14 protein-coding genes are annotated in these 17305 nt (G+C 51.2%); 4 read left to right on the top strand and 10 right to left on the bottom strand.

Translation table 11 applies throughout. The features are described from left to right. Positions 1-16: 16 nt before the first annotated feature. The 3 genes from rsuA (at position 17) to OGV69_RS18415 (ending at position 2609) form a co-directional block, all read left to right on the top strand. On the top strand, positions 17-724 hold the full coding sequence (rsuA, locus tag OGV69_RS18425; protein ID WP_069323428.1) for a 16S rRNA pseudouridine(516) synthase RsuA: 708 nt from the start codon (positions 17-19) through the stop codon (positions 722-724). Between the two features lie 15 nt (positions 725-739). Continuing rightward, positions 740-1930, top strand: coding sequence for a Bcr/CflA family multidrug efflux MFS transporter (locus tag OGV69_RS18420; RefSeq protein ID WP_042307254.1), 1191 nt, complete (start codon positions 740-742; stop codon positions 1928-1930). Positions 1931-2264: 334 nt separating this feature from the next. Continuing rightward, positions 2265-2609 (top strand): YejG family protein, encoded by a 345-nt coding sequence (locus tag OGV69_RS18415; protein ID WP_029139605.1) that lies wholly within the window; start codon positions 2265-2267, stop codon positions 2607-2609. A 3-nt stretch (positions 2610-2612) separates the two neighbouring features. Here the strand turns inward: OGV69_RS18415 and yejF are convergent, their stop codons facing one another. The 9 genes from yejF to OGV69_RS18370 form a co-directional block, all read right to left on the bottom strand. Further along, positions 2613-4202 (bottom strand): microcin C ABC transporter ATP-binding protein YejF, encoded by a 1590-nt coding sequence (yejF, locus tag OGV69_RS18410; RefSeq protein WP_069323429.1) that lies wholly within the window; start codon positions 4200-4202, stop codon positions 2613-2615. Position 4203: 1 nt separating this feature from the next. Next, positions 4204-5229, bottom strand: a complete 1026-nt coding sequence (locus tag OGV69_RS18405) for an ABC transporter permease (protein ID WP_061382084.1) — start codon at positions 5227-5229, stop codon at positions 4204-4206. After that, positions 5229-6323, bottom strand: coding sequence for a microcin C ABC transporter permease YejB (locus OGV69_RS18400; RefSeq protein ID WP_003834575.1), 1095 nt, complete (start codon positions 6321-6323; stop codon positions 5229-5231). Before OGV69_RS18400 ends, OGV69_RS18405 begins: the two co-directional genes overlap by 1 nt. Further along, on the bottom strand, positions 6324-8138 hold the full coding sequence (locus OGV69_RS18395; protein ID WP_069323431.1) for an extracellular solute-binding protein: 1815 nt from the start codon (positions 8136-8138) through the stop codon (positions 6324-6326). A 100-nt stretch (positions 8139-8238) separates the two neighbouring features. Next, positions 8239-9798 carry a cyclic di-GMP phosphodiesterase gene (locus OGV69_RS18390; RefSeq protein ID WP_069323432.1) on the bottom strand — a complete coding sequence of 520 codons (1560 nt, stop codon included), beginning with the start codon at positions 9796-9798 and terminating at the stop codon, positions 8239-8241. Between the two features lie 168 nt (positions 9799-9966). Beyond that, positions 9967-10536, bottom strand: a complete 570-nt coding sequence (gene mepS, locus OGV69_RS18385) for a bifunctional murein DD-endopeptidase/murein LD-carboxypeptidase (RefSeq protein ID WP_003027474.1) — start codon at positions 10534-10536, stop codon at positions 9967-9969. A gap of 413 nt (positions 10537-10949) precedes the next feature. After that, positions 10950-11663, bottom strand: coding sequence for a phosphatase PAP2 family protein (locus OGV69_RS18380; RefSeq protein ID WP_069323433.1), 714 nt, complete (start codon positions 11661-11663; stop codon positions 10950-10952). 34 nt (positions 11664-11697) lie between these two features. Beyond that, complete coding sequence (locus OGV69_RS18375) at positions 11698-12684, bottom strand: CobW family GTP-binding protein (RefSeq protein WP_069323434.1); 987 nt, start codon at positions 12682-12684, stop codon at positions 11698-11700. 119 nt (positions 12685-12803) lie between these two features. Then, positions 12804-14270 carry a mannitol dehydrogenase family protein gene (locus OGV69_RS18370; RefSeq protein WP_069323435.1) on the bottom strand — a complete coding sequence of 489 codons (1467 nt, stop codon included), beginning with the start codon at positions 14268-14270 and terminating at the stop codon, positions 12804-12806. A gap of 202 nt (positions 14271-14472) precedes the next feature. Between OGV69_RS18370 and uxuA the strand changes: the two genes are divergently transcribed. Next, positions 14473-15663, top strand: coding sequence for a mannonate dehydratase (gene uxuA / locus OGV69_RS18365; RefSeq protein WP_069323436.1), 1191 nt, complete (start codon positions 14473-14475; stop codon positions 15661-15663). Positions 15664-15708: 45 nt separating this feature from the next. Here the strand turns inward: uxuA and pdxR are convergent, their stop codons facing one another. Beyond that, positions 15709-17181 carry a MocR-like pyridoxine biosynthesis transcription factor PdxR gene (gene pdxR / locus OGV69_RS18360; protein WP_069323437.1) on the bottom strand — a complete coding sequence of 491 codons (1473 nt, stop codon included), beginning with the start codon at positions 17179-17181 and terminating at the stop codon, positions 15709-15711. Positions 17182-17305 lie beyond the last annotated feature (124 nt).

The raw sequence follows: 17305 nt of genomic DNA, 5'->3' as shown, positions 1-17305 counted from the left end.
GGCAAAAATCACACTCATGCGACTTGATAAATTTATCGCTCAGCAACTCGGCGTCAGCCGCGCTATTGCCGGGCGTGAGATCCGTGCTAACCGCGTTACCGTCGACGGTGAAATCGTCAGAAATAGCGCCTTTAAGCTGCTGCCAGAACATGGCGTCGAATATGACGGCAATTCCCTGGTTCAACAGAATGGCCCGCGCTATTTTATGCTGAATAAGCCGCAGGGCTATGTTTGTTCAACGGATGATCCGGATCACCCGACGGTTCTTTATTTCCTTGATGAACCCGTCGCACACAAATTACATGCGGCAGGCCGTCTGGATATCGACACCACCGGACTGGTGCTGATGACCGATGACGGACAGTGGTCGCATCGCATCACTTCGCCACGTCACCATTGTGAGAAAACCTATCTGGTGACGCTGGAATCGCCGGTGGCGGATGATACCGCCGAACAGTTTGCCCGTGGCGTACAACTGCATAACGAAAAAGACCTGACAAAGCCGGCCGTGCTGGAAGTCATTACGCCAACTCAGGTGCGATTGACCATCAGCGAAGGGCGCTATCATCAGGTGAAACGCATGTTCGCCGCCGTGGGAAACCACGTTGTAGAACTGCACCGTGAACGGATCGGCGCCATTAAGCTTGATGATGACCTTGAGCCTGGCGAATACCGTCCATTAACTGAAGAAGAAATTGCCAGCGTTAACTTAACCCCGCGTTAATCTCAGGAGCTAAATGTGACCACCCGGCAGAACTCGTCAATTGCCATTGTCTTTATCCTTGGCTTGTTAGCCATGCTGATGCCGTTGTCGATTGATATGTATCTTCCGGCGCTGCCTGTTATCTCTGAACAGTTTGGTGTGCCTGCCGGTAGCGCGCAGATGACCCTCAGTACCTATATTTTAGGTTTTGCGGTGGGGCAGTTGCTGTATGGTCCAATGGCAGACAGCATTGGGCGTAAGCCGGTAATACTGGGCGGAACGCTGGTGTTTGCGGCGGCGGCAGTTGCTTGTGCGCTGGCGCAAACTATCGATCAACTGATCATAATGCGTTTCTTCCATGGTCTGGCGGCTGCGGCGGCGAGCGTGGTTATCAACGCCCTGATGCGCGATATCTATCCGAAGGAAGAGTTCTCGCGCATGATGTCATTCGTCATGTTGGTCACCACGATAGCGCCATTGCTGGCACCCATTGTGGGCGGCTGGGTGCTGGTATGGCTGAGCTGGCACTATATCTTTTGGATCCTCGCCGTGGCGGCTATTCTGGCTTCAGTGATGATCTTTACGCTGATCAAAGAAACATTGCCCGTAGAGCGTCGCCAGCCGTTTCGCTTGCGCACTACTCTTGGCAACTTTGCCTCGTTGTTTCGTCATAAGCGCGTACTGAGCTATATGCTGGCCAGCGGGTTCAGCTTTGCCGGAATGTTTTCTTTCCTTAGCGCCGGGCCTTTTGTCTACATCGAGATTAACCATGTTTCACCGCAGCATTTCGGTTACTACTTCGCGCTGAATATTGTTTTCCTGTTCGTGATGACCATCATCAACAGCCGCTTTGTTCGCCGGGTTGGGGCATTGAATATGTTCCGTGCGGGGCTGTGGATCCAGTTTGTGATGGCGGGCTGGATGGTTTTCAGTGCGCTATTCGGGGTAGGTTTTTGGGCGCTGGTGGTGGGCGTGGCGGCATTTGTCGGCTGCGTGTCGATGGTGTCATCTAACGCGATGGCGGTCATCCTGGATGAATTCCCGCACATGGCGGGAACGGCATCATCTTTGGCGGGGACGTTCAGATTTGGCATTGGCGCTATTGTTGGGGCACTGTTGTCTCTGGCGACCTTTAACTCGGCCTGGCCGATGATTTGGTCGATAGCGTTTTGCGCCACCAGCTCTATTCTCTTCTATCTCTACGCCAGTCGCGCTAAAAAACGGTGATCTAATACACAACCTGGAGGTCATAAGGCCTCCAGAGTTGATGTATATCAACCGCAAATCTATCAATTCTCCTGCTTATGTTTATTTTATGTAAAATCAATTTATGTAAAAAGTCACATCATTGTAGTTAAAAAGGTTGAGTTAGATCGCAGAAACGAGTACATATAGCCCGGAAATTTGCCAGAACCATTGAATAAATTTAAATACCTGGTTCGGAAAGCAGCATATGGACATGGGTGTAAACGTTTACCAACTGTTTAAAGACGTTTTGTCAATGATGTGTTAATATTGATGTAAAATAATTGTGAAGTGATTGTGCTTCCAGGGAAAGAAAGTGATGACATTACAACTCTCAATCGTTCATCGTCTGCCGCAGTGCTATCGTTGGTCGGTGGGTTTCGCAGGTTCGAAAGTTGAACCGATTCCGCAAAACGGCCAGAGCAATGAGAACAGCCTGGTGGCGCTCAAATTGCTCAGCCCGGATGGTGATAGCGCGTGGTCAGTCATGCATAAACTCAGCCAGGCCCTCAGTGACATTGAGGTTCCTTGTTCCGTTCTGGAATGCGAAGGGGAGCCGTGCCTGTTTGTGAATCGTCAGGATGAGTTTGCTGCGACCTGCAGACTGAAAAATTTCGGCGTGGCAATCGCAGAACCTTTTTCAAATAACAATCCGTTTTGAGCGTCAGCTTAGCGCGAGCAGCTGACGCGTATAGGCCTGTTGTGGCGCGTTAAATACGTGCTCGCATTGCCCCTGTTCCACAACTTCTCCCTGCCTTAGCACAATAACCTGATGGCACAACGCGCGTACGACATGCAAATCATGGCTGATAAAAATATAGGCCAGACGATGCTTTTCCTGTAAGGACTTTAACAACATCAGGATTTGCGCCTGTACGGTCCTGTCGAGTGAGGATGTCGGTTCATCCAGAATGATCAGCGAAGGTTTTAGAATCAACGCCCGGGCAATGGCTATGCGTTGACGTTGACCACCGGAAAACTCTGCGGGATAACGATGTCGCGTTTCGCTATCCAGCCCCACTTCCGTCATGACCGCTTTCACCTGCGCTTCACGTTGTTCGGCAGTAAGTGTCGGTTGATGAACGCGTAGTCCCTCCTCAATAATTTGTAGCACGCTTAAGCGTGGGTTTAGCGAGGAGTTAGGATCCTGAAATACCACCTGAATGCGGTGACGTACGGGTAACAGCTGGCGACGATTTAAGGTATGCAACGCCTGGCCATCGAACACAATACTCCCCTGCGATGTGATTAGCCTCAGTAGCGCCAGCCCGGTGGTGCTTTTCCCGGAACCTGACTCACCGACCAGCCCCAGCGTTTCACCGGGCCGCAGGGAAAAACTGACGTCGTTGACCACAACGTTATGGTCTACTACGCGCTTCAGAATGCCTTTGCGGACAGGGAAGGCGACGCGGAGTTTTTCCACTTCCAGCAAGGGAGCTTGCCCTACAGGTAAGGGGACCGGGTCACCGGAAGGTTCGCTGTTTAACAATTTCTGCGTATACGGATGCGAGGGCGCAGAGAGCAGTTGTGCGGCACGATTTTGCTCAACGCACAGGCCGTTTTGCATGACCGCCACGGTATCGGCCAGCTTTTTCACAATGCTGAGGTTATGGGTGATGAACAGTAATCCCATATTCAGCTCTCGCTGTAACTCCCGTAACAATTGCAGGATCTGCGCCTGGACGGAGACATCCAGCGCGGTGGTGGGTTCATCGGCAATCAGCAGTTCTGGCCGCGTTAGCAGCGCCATGGCGATCATCACACGTTGGCGCTCACCGCCGGACAACTGGTGCGGGTAATCTGCGAGACGTTTGGCCGCCTGACGGATCCCGACGCGGTCCAGACAGGTCAGAATCTCTGCCCGGGCGGCCTCGCGACGCATTCCCTGATGCAGCGACAGCACCTCGTAAAGCTGTTTTTCCAGGTTGTGAAGCGGGTTCAGTGACACCATCGGCTCCTGGAAAATCATGGCGATTTTGTTCCCTCGTACGCCGCGAAGCGTCTGCTCGTCGGCGTGAAGCAATGATTCATCATGGAAACGAATATCTCCGGCAAGATAGACCGCAGGAGGGGACGGTAATAAGCGCAGAATAGAAAGCGCGGTCACACTTTTCCCTGAGCCAGATTCGCCCACCAGCGCCAGCGTTTGCCCGGCATCAACCCGCAATGAGAGAGTGTTGACAACGGTGCGCACGCTCTCCTGGTGGCGAAAACCTACCGATAAATTCTCAATAGCTAACAGAGGTTGTGTCATTTTAAATCGCCTTATTGGGATCAAACGCGTCGCGTACCGCTTCACCAATAAAGATCAGTAGCGATAAAAGCAGGGCAACGGAGATGAACGCAGTGATCCCAAGCCACGGCGCCTGCAGGTTATTTTTACCTTGTAACAGGAGTTCTCCCAACGATGGCGAGCCAAGCGGTAAGCCGAATCCGAGGAAATCCAGCGAGGTCAGGGTGGTTATCGAGGCGCATAATATAAACGGTAAAAAAGTCAGGGCGGCGACCATCGCGTTGGGTAGCATATGACGCAGAATAATACTGCGATCGCTCACGCCGAGCGCCTGCGCGGCACGAATGTAATCAAAGTTTCGGGTACGTAAAAATTCCGCACGCACCACGCCAACCAGACTCATCCAGCCAAACAGCACGGTAATGCCCAGCAGCCACCAGAAGTTGGGCTGGACCACGCTCGACAGCAGAATGATCAGAAACAGCGTTGGCATACCAGACCAAACCTCAATGAATCGCTGCCCCCACAGGTCCACTTTGCCGCCATAATAGCCCTGAATAGCGCCAGCCATGATACCCATCACGCTGGAACACAGGGTCAGCATTAAACCAAACAGGACCGAGATACGCGTGCCGTAGAGGATACGCGCCAGCACGTCGCCGCCGTTGGCGTCCGTCCCCAGCCAGTTTTGCGCAGAAGGTGGGGAAGGGAAGGGCTTATCAGTGGCAAAGTTAATGCTGGTGGCCCCAAAGCGTACGGGTGCCCACAGGATCCAGCCCTGCTTCTCCAGGCGCTGCTGTAGCCAGGGATCCTGATAATCAGCTTTGGTCGCCAGTGGTCCGCCAAAGTCGCTTTCACTGTAGTTTTTGAACAGAGGGAAATACCAACTGCTGTCATAGCGCACCAGCAGCGGCTTATCGTTGGCAATCAGTTCGGAACACAGGCTAAGGCCAAACAACACCAGAAAAATCCACAGCGACCAGTAGCCGCGGCGGTTATGACGAAAACGCGCCCAGCGGGCCTGATTGACGGGGCTTAATCGCGACATTAGCGTCCCTCAAAATCAATACGGGGATCGACCAGCGTATAGCTGATATCACTGAGAATATTCAGCAGCAGTCCGATCAGGGTGAAGATATAGAGCGTGCCAAACATCACCGGGTAGTCGCGTGATACGGTGGATTCATACCCCAGTAACCCCAGTCCGTTAAGCGAGAACATGACTTCAATCAGCAGCGAGCCGGTAAAAAACATGCTGATAAACGTTGCCGGGAAACCTGCTATCACCAGTAACATCGCGTTGCGAAACACATGTTTCCATAGAATATTTTTCTCGCTTACCCCTTTGGCGCGCGCGGTGACGACATACTGTTTGCGGACTTCATCCAGAAATGAGTTTTTAGTTAGCATGGTCAGCGCGGCAAACCCGCCAACCACCGTCGCCAGCACCGGCAGGGTAATATGCCACAGGTAGTCGGTCACTTTCTGATACCAGGGCAGAGAATCAAAGTTGGCGGAAACCAGCCCGCGCAGCGGGAACAGATCGTAGTAGCTTCCCCCGGCAAAAAAGACGATCAGCAAAATCGCAAACAGAAAGGCCGGTATGGCATAGCCGATAATAATGAATGCGCTGCTCCACACATCAAATCGGCTGCCATTGTGCACCGCTTTACGGATACCTAGCGGGATCGACACCAGATAAATGATGAGCGTACTCCACAGCCCCAGCGTGACGGAAACGGGCAGGCTGTCTTTGATAAGCGTCAGCACCGAAGCGCTACGAAACAGGCTGTCGCCGAAATCGAAACGAATGTAGTCCCAGAGCATTTTGAAGTAACGCTCATGAATAGGTTTATCGAACCCGTAGCGACGGGTGATTTCTGCAATCACTTCCGGATCCAGACCGCGGCCTCCGCGATAATTGCTGTCGCTGATGTTACCCACGCCGGTTTGCGCGTGGCTGGCGCGAACGCCTTCGCTGCCCGCGCCGGGTAAGGCGCCACTTTGCCCGAACTCAATAGCGGCGACGGCCTGCTCAACGGGACCGCCGGGGGCAATTTGCACGATAAAAAAGTTGATGGTGATGATGGCCCAGAGCGTCGGAATCACCAGCAGCAGACGTCGAATCAGATAAGCGCCCATTTACTCTCCCTGTCGTCTGGCTGCGGGAAGCTTCGCCGCTTTGTTGACGTCATACCACCAGTTGTCGAGGCCGATGGTGTAAATTGGGCGAATAGCAGGATGTGAAAATTTGTCCCACCAGGCGATACGATCCTCGGCCATGTACCACATCGGCAACATGTAGTAGTTCCAGGTTAATACCCTGTCCAGCGCCCGTCCCAGCGGGATCAGTTTGGCTTTATCACCTTGCGCCGCGATGATTTGATTGATCAATTTATCAATCACCGGGCTTTGCACGCCGGGCGCATTGTAGCTGGAGTCAATGTATTCAGAAGCCCACAGAATTTGCAGGTCTGAACTCGGCCACGGCATCGCGCGATACAACCTCGGCATCATGTCATAGTCGCGACTGCGCAGGCGGTTCGTGATTTGCGAATTATCAACCTGGCGGATGTTCATGGTGATGCCTAAGCGCTGCAGGTTGTGCTGGAACGGCAGTACCCACTGGCTGTTACTGCCCGCCGGGAGCAACAGTTCGAAGCTCAGGGGTTTACCGCTGACGCTGTTCACGCGCTGCTGTCCCTTTAGTATCCAGCCAGCCTGTTCCAGTAAGGTATTGGCTTTCAATAAGTTATCACGATCGTAGCCATCACCTGTTGATTTCGGCGGCTGATAAATTTGGCTGAAGACCTCAGGGGGGAGATCTTTTTTCAATGGCGCGAGTATCACCAGTTCATCCGCATCGGGGTAATTTTTTGCGGCATACTCGGTATTCTGAAAATAGCTGTTTGTCCGGCTCCAGGCGTTATAGAACAGGGCTTTATTCATCCATTCAAAATCAAAGGCCAGCGTGATGGCTTCACGTACGCGTCGATCGCTGAATACCGGACGCTGAATATTAAAGGCCAGCCAACGCGTATCCTGTGCGGATTCGTTTTTCTGCTCATCTTTGATGATGTAATGATTTGCGAAATTTTTGCCGGTATAACGTGTCGCCCAGTTTTTGGCATCGTTCTCCAGACGCAGATCAAACGCACCGGCCTTAAACGCTTCAAAGGCGACGTTGTCATCAAGATAGTAATCGTAGCGGATGGTATCAAAGTTCCAGCGCCCGCGGTTAACGGGCAGGTTCGCGGCCCAATAATCTTTGACACGCGAATAGACAATATACTGGCCCATTTTCCACTGGGTGATACGGTACGGGCCGCTGGCAAGCGGTGGGGAAGATAAGGGATCGCTGAGTTTATGATCCTTCCAGTATTTCTCAGGCATCACGGGTAATGAAAACAGGCTGAGCATATCCTCTTTGCCCGGTTTGGCTAATTCAATACGCACGGTTAACGGTGCAATGGCTTTTACCGTTGTGCCTTTGTAGACGAGGCGAAACTGCGGCACGCCTTCAGTCATAAATTTGTGAAAGGTGAAGGCGACATCGCTGGCGGTAATGGGGGAGCCATCGTGAAAACGCGCCCGTGGATTAATGGCGATTTCTACCCAGGAATAGTCGTCAGCATAGCGCGCGCTGTCGGCAATGAGCGGGTAATAGCTGCCAGGCTCGTCGTCAGAGGTGGTAAAAAGCGTATCGTACAGCGTTTCGGTGCGCGCGCCGGGATTGCCACGCATTGCATAGCGGTTGAAGTTATCGAACGTACCAATCGCGGAGAGGGTGATTTGCCCGCCTTTGGGCGCGGCTGGGTTAACGTAATCAAAGTGGTTAAAGTTAAACGCGTACTTCGGTTCGCCCAGTACGGCAAACGCATAGCTTTCTTTGATGGATTGCGCCTGAACGCTAAACCCGATGAGGGCGATAAACAGCAGCAGTAGGCGAGGGATCATATAAAAGCGCTTTCCTTTTCCTGTCACAACCCGACGGGCATCATGCCTGAGAGATAAGGGGTGTGGCGGCGAGTAAGAGTATATGAATCGCAAACTGCGATCACCACGTTGGCTTATTGGGCTGCGCCATCCAACGCACGAAATCAGCAAGCTTTAACGGTCGGCTAATCCAGTATCCCTGGAAAAAATGTACTCCACGATCGCGCAGCCAACGAGCTTGCTCAGGTGTTTCTACCCCTTCAGCAACCGTCAGCATATTAAGACGCTTAGAGAGTGTCAACACGGCGTCCAGAACCGGAGAGGTCAGGGTTTCTGTGCCGATGGCGTTAATAAACCCACGATCGATTTTCAGGTAGTCAACGGTGAAGCGTTCCAGATAGATAAGCGCGCTATGACCAGTGCCGAAATCATCAATAGCAATTTCAAAGCCAACAGAGTGTAGCCATTCGAATAGCTGTGTCGCCTCGTGTTGATTAAGCATATCGCGTTCAGTGATTTCCAGCACTAACTGAAAATGGTTCGCGGGAAGCGAGGCGCGCAGCCGTCGAATGTCATCTTTAAAACTCTCGCCGTGCAGGTGCGTTGGTGCGATGTTAATCCCCAGTTTGGCGCCAGCAGGAAACACTTTTTGCAGCGTCGGGGCGTCCTGCGCTATTAACTTAAAGAGGTGTTGGGTCAGCGGGACAATCATTTTCTGCGATTCTGCATAATGAATGAAGGCATCCGGTGGGATCTCACCCGTTGATGGATGATGCCAACGTAATAACACCTCAACACCTTTTACCTCCAGCGTTTGCATCTCTACGACGGGCTGGTACACCACATAAAATTGATTATGTTTGATGGCGTGGAGGATATCTTTACCAGGGCGTAACCGGACAGTGAAGATGTAATACCAGAGGAGAACCCCGGTGATAATCCCGGCCATACATCCCAACATAATCGCGTACCAGATGTCGTTGTACGTCCACTCTTGCGCATACAAACGAATCTTCAGCGGTACCTCTTTAAGCGTCGCCTGGCGCCATGGCGTGTTAGGCAGCGCAGAGACGTCCATAATTCGGGATGAAAATGTTGAAATAGCCGTGTCGCCAGCAATAACGGCAATACCATTAAAATTATCCTCGCGGGCGGTATAAAGCAGATAGGGCGCCAGGTTGATATTCAATGAAGAAAATACACCGCTGTTATGGAACGAGGGATTGCGGTGCCAAATCATTATCGCTGGCTTATCCGGCATCATGGGCGTCCCGGAAAGTATTTCCACATCAACATCTTTGTTGATATTCAGCTTGGGGATCAGCGACAAAATGGGGGCGTTCATTGCGCCTGTTGCGGAGGAGCAAAAAGCAATGCCGTCTTTTACCAGCAAAAAAGCGCGAACGTTGAGGTTAAAAGCCGCACTGGAGGTAAGCTTTGCAGCGACTTGCTGGCAGTTCTTTTCCAGCAGGGGTTGAAGCGCATCTGTGGTGGTTTTGAGATCTGCAAAGTAACTACTGACATAATTCTGGATATCGGCAAGCAGCGTTTCGTACTTTACCTCTCGCTTATGCCAGGTAACCAAAAATTGCAGGGTACTCACCAGCAATGCGACGATAAGCCCCGTTAACATACAGGAAAGCAGGATTTTCCGACCGGATGAAGAGCTGCGTCTGAACATAGTTCCTTATGTTTACCTGTAGTAACCGCTTATTCTGTATGAATATAACCTGAAATGGTCCATGCTGTGAGATTTTTCTTAGTCGAGAGGCGAAACAAAAAAGCACCGCCGAAGCAGTGCTTTTGATATGTCTCATCAGGATAGCCAAGGGATAGCTGCCAAACGAAATTAACTGCGGCTCAGAACCCGGCGAGCTTCGTTGTAACGTTTTTTCCAGTAAGGCTCGTTCATGCTGGAAATGATAACGCCACTGCTGGTCGAGGCATGAACAAACTGGTTGTTGCCGATATAGATACCGACGTGGCGGCCGGTGGAGCCAGCACGGAACAGAACCAGATCGCCTGTGCGCAGATTAGTACGCGAAACGGATTTACCCGTTTCCTGTTGTTCGTAGGTTGAGCGCGGAAGCTCTAAACCAAACTGCTCACGGAACGTACGCTGTACGAAGCTGGAGCAATCAATACCTTTTTTGGTGCTGCCGCCAAGGCGGTAACGCACGCCTTTCCAGTCAGCATACTGATCCATAATACGTGATTTAACATCGATATTACGGACCATATTTTCAAATTCATCCTGAGAGGCTTGCAGTGAAGAGTTATCTCCATTGCCCACAGCATGCGTCTCAGAATGCATATTCCTGGCGGTGTTCGTGGTACTACATGCGGAAAGCAGAACCGCAACTGCTATCGCGGGTATGCCCCGCAAGATATATCTCAAAATCGGTTGAGATTTGACCATTTTGTTTGTTTTCCCTTGAAGTCCTTAACGATAAATATCGTTATAAAAAATGCCAAACGTGACGAGACTAATTACCATCGCACGATGAGACAATTCCTTAAGGTCAAATCTGTGGCAGAACGCACAAATTTATTCAGAAAGGGAATAATTGTCCCGCGAGGCAAAACGAGTTCGAGGTTACCCGATCGCCCCAGTCATTGCGAGAGATTTTATGTGATTTCTTATAAGAAAAATTGATACAGAAAGTGAATAAACGGCATTGGCTAAATTAAGAACAATTAGCGTAAAAAATATGCAAGCCATTCATTCTAAACATGAATAAAATGACAGGAGAATGACAATCAGAATGATGGAATATCGGTCGTCATCATCAGGGAATCAGAAGTTTCCCTGATGATGTTAATTGTTTTGCGTTATTTGTTTGAAAATTGTTTGTTTTTGCCGGGCAGATAATTCACAAACAGCGTGACCAGACGATCGCTTAATGGCGTCATTAGCCACCAGGGTAAGCCAATCAGCACAACCGTCATGGAGCCGACCACGATATCGGTGAGCCAGTGAGCGCCGATCATTACGCGTGGAAAAGCAAAAACCACAGCGATAATAAGGCCGATTATGCCTGCAACTTTTCCGAAATAACGCAGCATAAATGCGGAAAAAATAAGCAGCATCATGCCGTGATCGCCAGGAAAACTGTCTCTGGAGGCATCTTTGGTGGGAATATGCAGCAGTTCGCTGACGCGATAAATATTATCCAGCATCAGAGTAGGGCTGGCGCGTTTAACCGGAATAAGCGCCTGGCCCAACTGATTTAATACCACTGCGGTGAGCAGCATCACCAGACCAATAGCCACAATACGCCGGCGACCTTCCGCCGTATCCTTCAGCCAAAAGTGCAGCATCAGTGCGCCCATAGCCAACAGCGAGCAGCCATCAAATGCCCGGTTATTGGTGATCGCAACAATCCACAGAAACAGCGGGCTTTCAACCAGCTTCTGATTGAAGAAACGGAAGACGCCCGTATCCAGTGAGGACCAGAACCCGTGCCCGGCGGGAATATACCAGGACAGAAACAGCGCTATACCTGCAATATTGAGCAGTATAATAAGAGGGTATCGGGTTTTCATCGTCGTTTACCATTGCTATAAAACGAAGGCAACCTTACGCGCTACCGTCTAAACGAAGTCTCAACAATGCGCTCTGTAACGTATTCCAGTCGGTGTCGGTATCGGAGATGAGTTCAATACGGCTATCCGGCGGAGCGACGTTTTGCGTCTCAATATGCCAGTCGTCTCCCTGACGGTTAATGCGCACCAGCCCCTCTTTGATACGCATTACACCTTTTACACGCCCTACGGGGGCAAGGCGCGACCATTCCAGCAGGCCGATGGTATCGAACACCGTATCGGCGTCAAAAATCCAGCCGCAGGCCTGATGACCCTGACCGCTGTTCAGGCTGCGACGCCAGCGCTGTTGTGCGGGCAAACTTAACGCCGCCAGCCCTTTTTTGTCAGCATGACTATGGGCGTGCTCAGCGCTTGCGGGAAGCTGCGCCAGGTTTAGTCGGGGCAAATCCAGTAATTGACCGGCAATATTTCCATGATCGGCATGAACCAGTTGACGATTGCCGCCATAGTGCTGCCACCAGGTTTGCAGGGCGTTTTCGCTTTCCGTTGTGGCGCGGTCGGCTTTGTTGGCGACGATGATATCGGCGGCAGCCAGTTGATCGCGGAAATTGTCATTGGCGACGCTTTTTTCATCCAGTAGCTGGCGAGGATCAAGAATACAAAGGGTCGCGCGCAAATCGATCCACGGTTCGTAAACCGGCGCGGTAAGTAAATCCAGAATCTGTTTGGGATGTCCGAGACCGGTAGGTTCAATGAGCAGTCGGTCAGGTTTTCCCTGACGCAACAATGTATTGAGGCCAACCTGCATTGGCAGACCGTTAACACAGCACATACAGCCGCCGGGGATCTCTTTTAGCAATGCGCCGCTGTCGGCTAACAGGGCGCCATCAATACCGACTTCGCCAAACTCATTGACCAGTACGGCCCACTTCTCTGCGGGATCTTTGTTTGCCAATAAATGAAGAATAGAGGTGGTTTTGCCACTGCCGAGAAAACCGGTGATGAGATTGGTTTTAGTCACATTTACTCCAGAATCATAAATTGCCGTAATGGCATTTAACAATCCTGGCGAAAAACGGGGAAAAAGAGAAGGGGTGAGAGGACGAAGACGCGCTTCGTCCTGATTAATGGCAGAAATCGTTAACTTTTTAACGTCTCAATGACAGCCTGATGCGCACCATATTGGGCAATACGCTGCCAGGCGAGCTGAATAGCCGCAACAAACTGCGGATTCTGTACCAGATCGGTGGCGAAAATCTCATGCAGAGAAAGCAGGGCGCTGACGCGTTCTGAGTCTGTACTCTGCTTCACAAGCGCGCTGATTTTCTCGCTCAATGGATCACGAATATCAATGGCCGCACCTGAATCATCCACTCCGCTCACGTAACGCATCCAGCCTGCGACGCCGAGCGCCAGCAGCGGCCACTCGCTGCGCCGTGCTAAATGTACGCGGATCCCTTCCAGCATACGCTGGGGTAATTTTTGGCTACCATCCATCGCGATTTGCCAGGTTTTATGTTTCAACGCCGGGTTGGCAAAGCGTTCCAGCAGGCTAGCGGCATACTGGTCTAAATCAACATCGGTGATTTGCAGGGTAGGCGCCTGTTCGTTGAGCATCAGACGGTAGGCGGCTTCACGAAAAGCGCTGTCCTGCATGCAGTCGCTGATGTGCTGAAACCCGGCCAGATAGCCGAGATACGCGAGAAACGAATGACTACCGTTCAGCATCCGCAATTTCATTTGTTCCCACGGTAGAACGTTTTCAACCATTTGTACGCCGGCGGTTTCCCACTGCGGACGACCACACACAAAATTGTCTTCAATCACCCACTGAATAAAGGGCTCGCAGCTGATTGCGCAGGGATCGGCCACCCCCAACTCACGGGCGATTTCAGCCAGTGACTCTTCGGTGGCGGCAGGAACAATCCTGTCCACCATGGTACCCGGGAAGCTGACATGTTCCTGGATCCAGTGGGCCAGCTCAGGTGAGCGTTTCTCCGCCATTCCCAGTACGGCGTTTTTTACCACATGGCCATTATCCGGGATATTATCGCAGGAGAGGACGGTAAAAGGCTGCAGCCCGCGTTCACGTCGGCGGTGCAGCGCTTCAACTATAATGCCGGGGGCCGAGTGTGGTTCAGCCGGAGTTTGTAGATCATGAACAATGCGTGGATGAGAAAGATCCAGCGAGCCTGTTGCCGGATCGATGCAGTAGCCTTTTTCCGTAATCGTTAACGAGACAATCGCCACCTGAGGTTCACAGAATTTTTCGATAATGGCCGCCAGCGAATCCAGCGTGGCGTTCAGACACTCTTTGACGGAGCCGATAACAATCGGTTGGTTGCCATTCGCCCCTTTTTCTAACACGGTAAATAAATGATCCTGCTCGCGAAGCTGACTCATTAGCCGATCGCCGCTGAACAGACTTATCTCACAAATTCCCCAGTCCCCACCCTGTGCATTTAGTACCCGGTCGGTCAGTAATGCCTGATGGGCACGGTGAAAAGCACCGAAACCAAAATGCACAATCCGCGTTTTTAATTGTTGGCGATCGTACTGCGGCATCATGACATTTTTCGCGAGCGGCACTGAGGCAATAGTTTTCATTCAATACACCTGATTAACCATTAATTAACAATGGCAGTATAAAGTTATATGACAGCAAATTGAATTGGTGTGCCTCATTTATCCGGGTAATGTGAGCTGGATCAACCAATCATTGCGGATTCGTTGATCCTCGCCCAGATGCCTGTATGGTAGTCGTCATTAAGTGAGTCTAATTTGGTATAACAACTTGTGAGGTGAAACAATGGAACAAACCTGGCGTTGGTACGGACCTAACGATCCAGTATCGCTTGATGATGTGCGTCAGGCTGGCGCAACGGGTGTTGTGACCGCCTTGCACCACATTGCCAACGGTGAAGTCTGGCCGGTAGAAGAGATTAAAAAGCGCCAGGCTATTCTGGCTGAAAAAGGACTGACCTGGTCAGTGGTGGAAAGTATCCCCGTCCACGAAGATATCAAAACGCACTCTGGTCAATATCAAACGTGGATTGCCAACTATCAGCAGAGTATCCGTAATCTGGCGACCTGCGGCATCGATACCGTGTGCTATAACTTCATGCCGATCCTCGACTGGACGCGTACTGACCTCGAATATCAGTTGCCGGACGGCTCCAAAGCGCTGCGTTTTGACCAGATCGCTTTTGCTGCCTTTGAGCTGCATATCCTCAAACGTTCGGGGGCTGAAGCGGATTACACCCCGGAAGAACAACGCCAGGCGCTGGACTATTTCAATGCCATGAGCGAAGCCGATATTGAAAAACTGACGCGCAATATCATCGCAGGTCTGCCCGGTGCCGAAGAGGGCTATACCCTGGATCAGTTCCGTGCGCGCCTTGCTGAATATGACGGCATCAGCAAAGACGACTTGCGCAATAACATGGCGGTATTCCTGCGGGCGATAGTGCCAGTGGCAGAAGAAGTCGGCGTGCGTCTGGCCGTACACCCGGACGATCCGCCGCGTCCGATCCTTGGCCTGCCGCGCATCGTTTCGACCATCGAAGATATGCAGTGGCTGAAAGACACCGTCGACAGCATCAATAACGGTTTCACCATGTGCACCGGCTCCTACGGCGTACGCGCCGATAACGATCTGGTGAAAATGATTGAAACCTATGGCGATCGTATTCACTTCACGCATCTGCGTTCAACTTGCCGTGAAGATAACCCGAAAACCTTCCACGAAGGTGCGCATTTGCAGGGCGATGTGGATATGGTATCGGTGGTGGCGGCGATTCTGAGCGAAGAGCAGCGTCGTAAAAAGGCGGGCGATCTGCGTCCAATCCCGATGCGCCCCGATCACGGGCACCAGATGCTTGATGATTTGCATAAGAAAACCAACCCGGGCTACTCTGCGATTGGTCGTCTGAAAGGACTGGCGGAAGTCCGTGGCGTTGAGCTGGCGCTGAAACAAACACAGTTCCGCGATCTGCTGTAAGGCGAACAACAGGGATTGAGCGGCAGGCTCGATCCCTGTAATCCATTAAGGCTGCGATAGCGCCTGCTCCAGTACCGCCAGGACTCTTTTTATCTGCTGTAACTGCAATCCACCAAATCCAAAAAACATAACTGCGTCGCTGTTCTCTTCACGCCATGCGGCTTCTGAGCCATTTTCTATATCTGGCAACGTATCGAAACGAATCCCGGCCAGCAGGCAGCGTTGTTGTAGCCTGGCGATAATTTCGGGGGACCAGGCAATGCGTAATGAGAGATGCAGACCTGCCGTTGCGCCAGCGATTTTCCCTTCGGGAAACAGTGCGGATAGGCCGTCGCGTAATAGCGTAAGACGTGCCGCATAATTGCAGGCCAGCTTGCCGATATGCGTATAAAACACCTGATTTTGCATTAATTCAGCCAAAAATTGCTGCAACAACCACTGGCTCCCGTTGTTGTTGAGCGCTTTCATATTCTGTACGGCCGGAAGCAGTTCGTCAGGGCAAATCAGATAGCCAAGACGTCCTCCTGGTCCCAATGTTTTGGAAAATGTCCCTATATAGATAACCCGGTTGTGATAATCCATGGCTTTCAGCGCGGGAAGGGGATTTTCTCCATAGGTAAAAACGGCATCGTAATCGTCTTCAATAATGTAAGCGCCGACGCGCTGCGCCCATGTTAATAATGCCTGACGCCGCTCCAGTGACAGGACGCTACCCAGCGGATACTGATGCGCTGGAGTAACATAACAAAGCTGGGTAGCATATTCCGGTAAATTATCTGTTTGCAGTCCGTGGTTATCGACAGCAATTGGCGTAATGTCTGCGCCGTAATAATTAAACAGATGCCAGGCACCCGAATAACAAGGGGACTCGGTTACAATATGGCACTTTTTTTGCTGACTGAAAGTATGATGGTTAATAAAGAGTTGAGTGAGCAGTGACAGTCCTTCCTGAATCCCGTTAGTAATAATGATGTTCTCTGCTCGAGTATTAATACCGCGAGATAAATTAAGGTATCTGACCAATTGTTCACGCAGTGAAAATAATCCATTTGGTGAATGATATCGGGTGAATAATTGTTCCTTGAGGATGCTGGGGGCGTTATTCCATTTGCGCCAGCTTGACCAGGGAAAAGCATTGGGATCGGGAACGCTCATTTGGCAATAGCACTCTCGCCCAGGCTCTGCATAAACATCGGTGGGGATCCCAGCCGCTTTAGGTTTCATCGGCGGGGAACCCTGCGCGACGGGCACGATTGCTGGCGTTGTGCGTACAGGTGTGGTGAAGATGACCTCGTAGCCGATACCTTGTCGACTCTTAATTAATCCCGCGGCCATGAGCTTATCGTAGGCCATCACGACCGTTATTTTGGCAACGTTTAATACCTGCGCCTGCTCGCGAATAGAGGGAAGTTTATCTCCACAAAGCAAATCACCGCGCTGAATGGCCTGGAAATAAAATTGAAATATCTGCAATTGCAGCGGGGTACGGCTTTCTCGATCGAGAGTCAGTGTTAGCATGAGAAATTCCTTATGTATATATACGCACTATATTACGAGCTTCTCTTCTTTACGTTTTGATGCACCTCATAGAGTAGATGCTGTTCCTATAAGCTGCTTTTGCTGTCTCTATTTTTGATTTTTA

The organism is Citrobacter sp. Cc139, from assembly GCF_030334645.1.
Classification (GTDB): domain Bacteria; phylum Pseudomonadota; class Gammaproteobacteria; order Enterobacterales; family Enterobacteriaceae; genus Citrobacter; species Citrobacter werkmanii.
The sequence above is the reverse complement of the archived record's forward strand: the minus strand, read 5'-3'. Positions and strand labels throughout refer to the sequence as shown.

What these genes read in the sequence shown, in the direction of transcription:
- rsuA (WP_069323428.1), top strand. Translation starts at nt 17, where the DNA reads ATGCGACTTGATAAATTTATCGCTCAGCAACTCGGCGTCAGCCGCGCT.
- OGV69_RS18395 (WP_069323431.1), bottom strand. Translation starts at nt 8,138, where the DNA reads ATGATCCCTCGCCTACTGCTGCTGTTTATCGCCCTCATCGGGTTTAGC.
- yejF (WP_069323429.1), bottom strand. Translation starts at nt 4,202, where the DNA reads ATGACACAACCTCTGTTAGCTATTGAGAATTTATCGGTAGGTTTTCGC.
- OGV69_RS18370 (WP_069323435.1), bottom strand. Translation starts at nt 14,270, where the DNA reads ATGAAAACTATTGCCTCAGTGCCGCTCGCGAAAAATGTCATGATGCCG.
- OGV69_RS18390 (WP_069323432.1), bottom strand. Translation starts at nt 9,798, where the DNA reads ATGTTCAGACGCAGCTCTTCATCCGGTCGGAAAATCCTGCTTTCCTGT.
- mepS (WP_003027474.1), bottom strand. Translation starts at nt 10,536, where the DNA reads ATGGTCAAATCTCAACCGATTTTGAGATATATCTTGCGGGGCATACCC.
- OGV69_RS18405 (WP_061382084.1), bottom strand. Translation starts at nt 5,229, where the DNA reads ATGTCGCGATTAAGCCCCGTCAATCAGGCCCGCTGGGCGCGTTTTCGT.
- uxuA (WP_069323436.1), top strand. Translation starts at nt 14,473, where the DNA reads ATGGAACAAACCTGGCGTTGGTACGGACCTAACGATCCAGTATCGCTT.
- OGV69_RS18380 (WP_069323433.1), bottom strand. Translation starts at nt 11,663, where the DNA reads ATGAAAACCCGATACCCTCTTATTATACTGCTCAATATTGCAGGTATA.
- pdxR (WP_069323437.1), bottom strand. Translation starts at nt 17,181, where the DNA reads ATGCTAACACTGACTCTCGATCGAGAAAGCCGTACCCCGCTGCAATTG.
- OGV69_RS18400 (WP_003834575.1), bottom strand. Translation starts at nt 6,323, where the DNA reads ATGGGCGCTTATCTGATTCGACGTCTGCTGCTGGTGATTCCGACGCTC.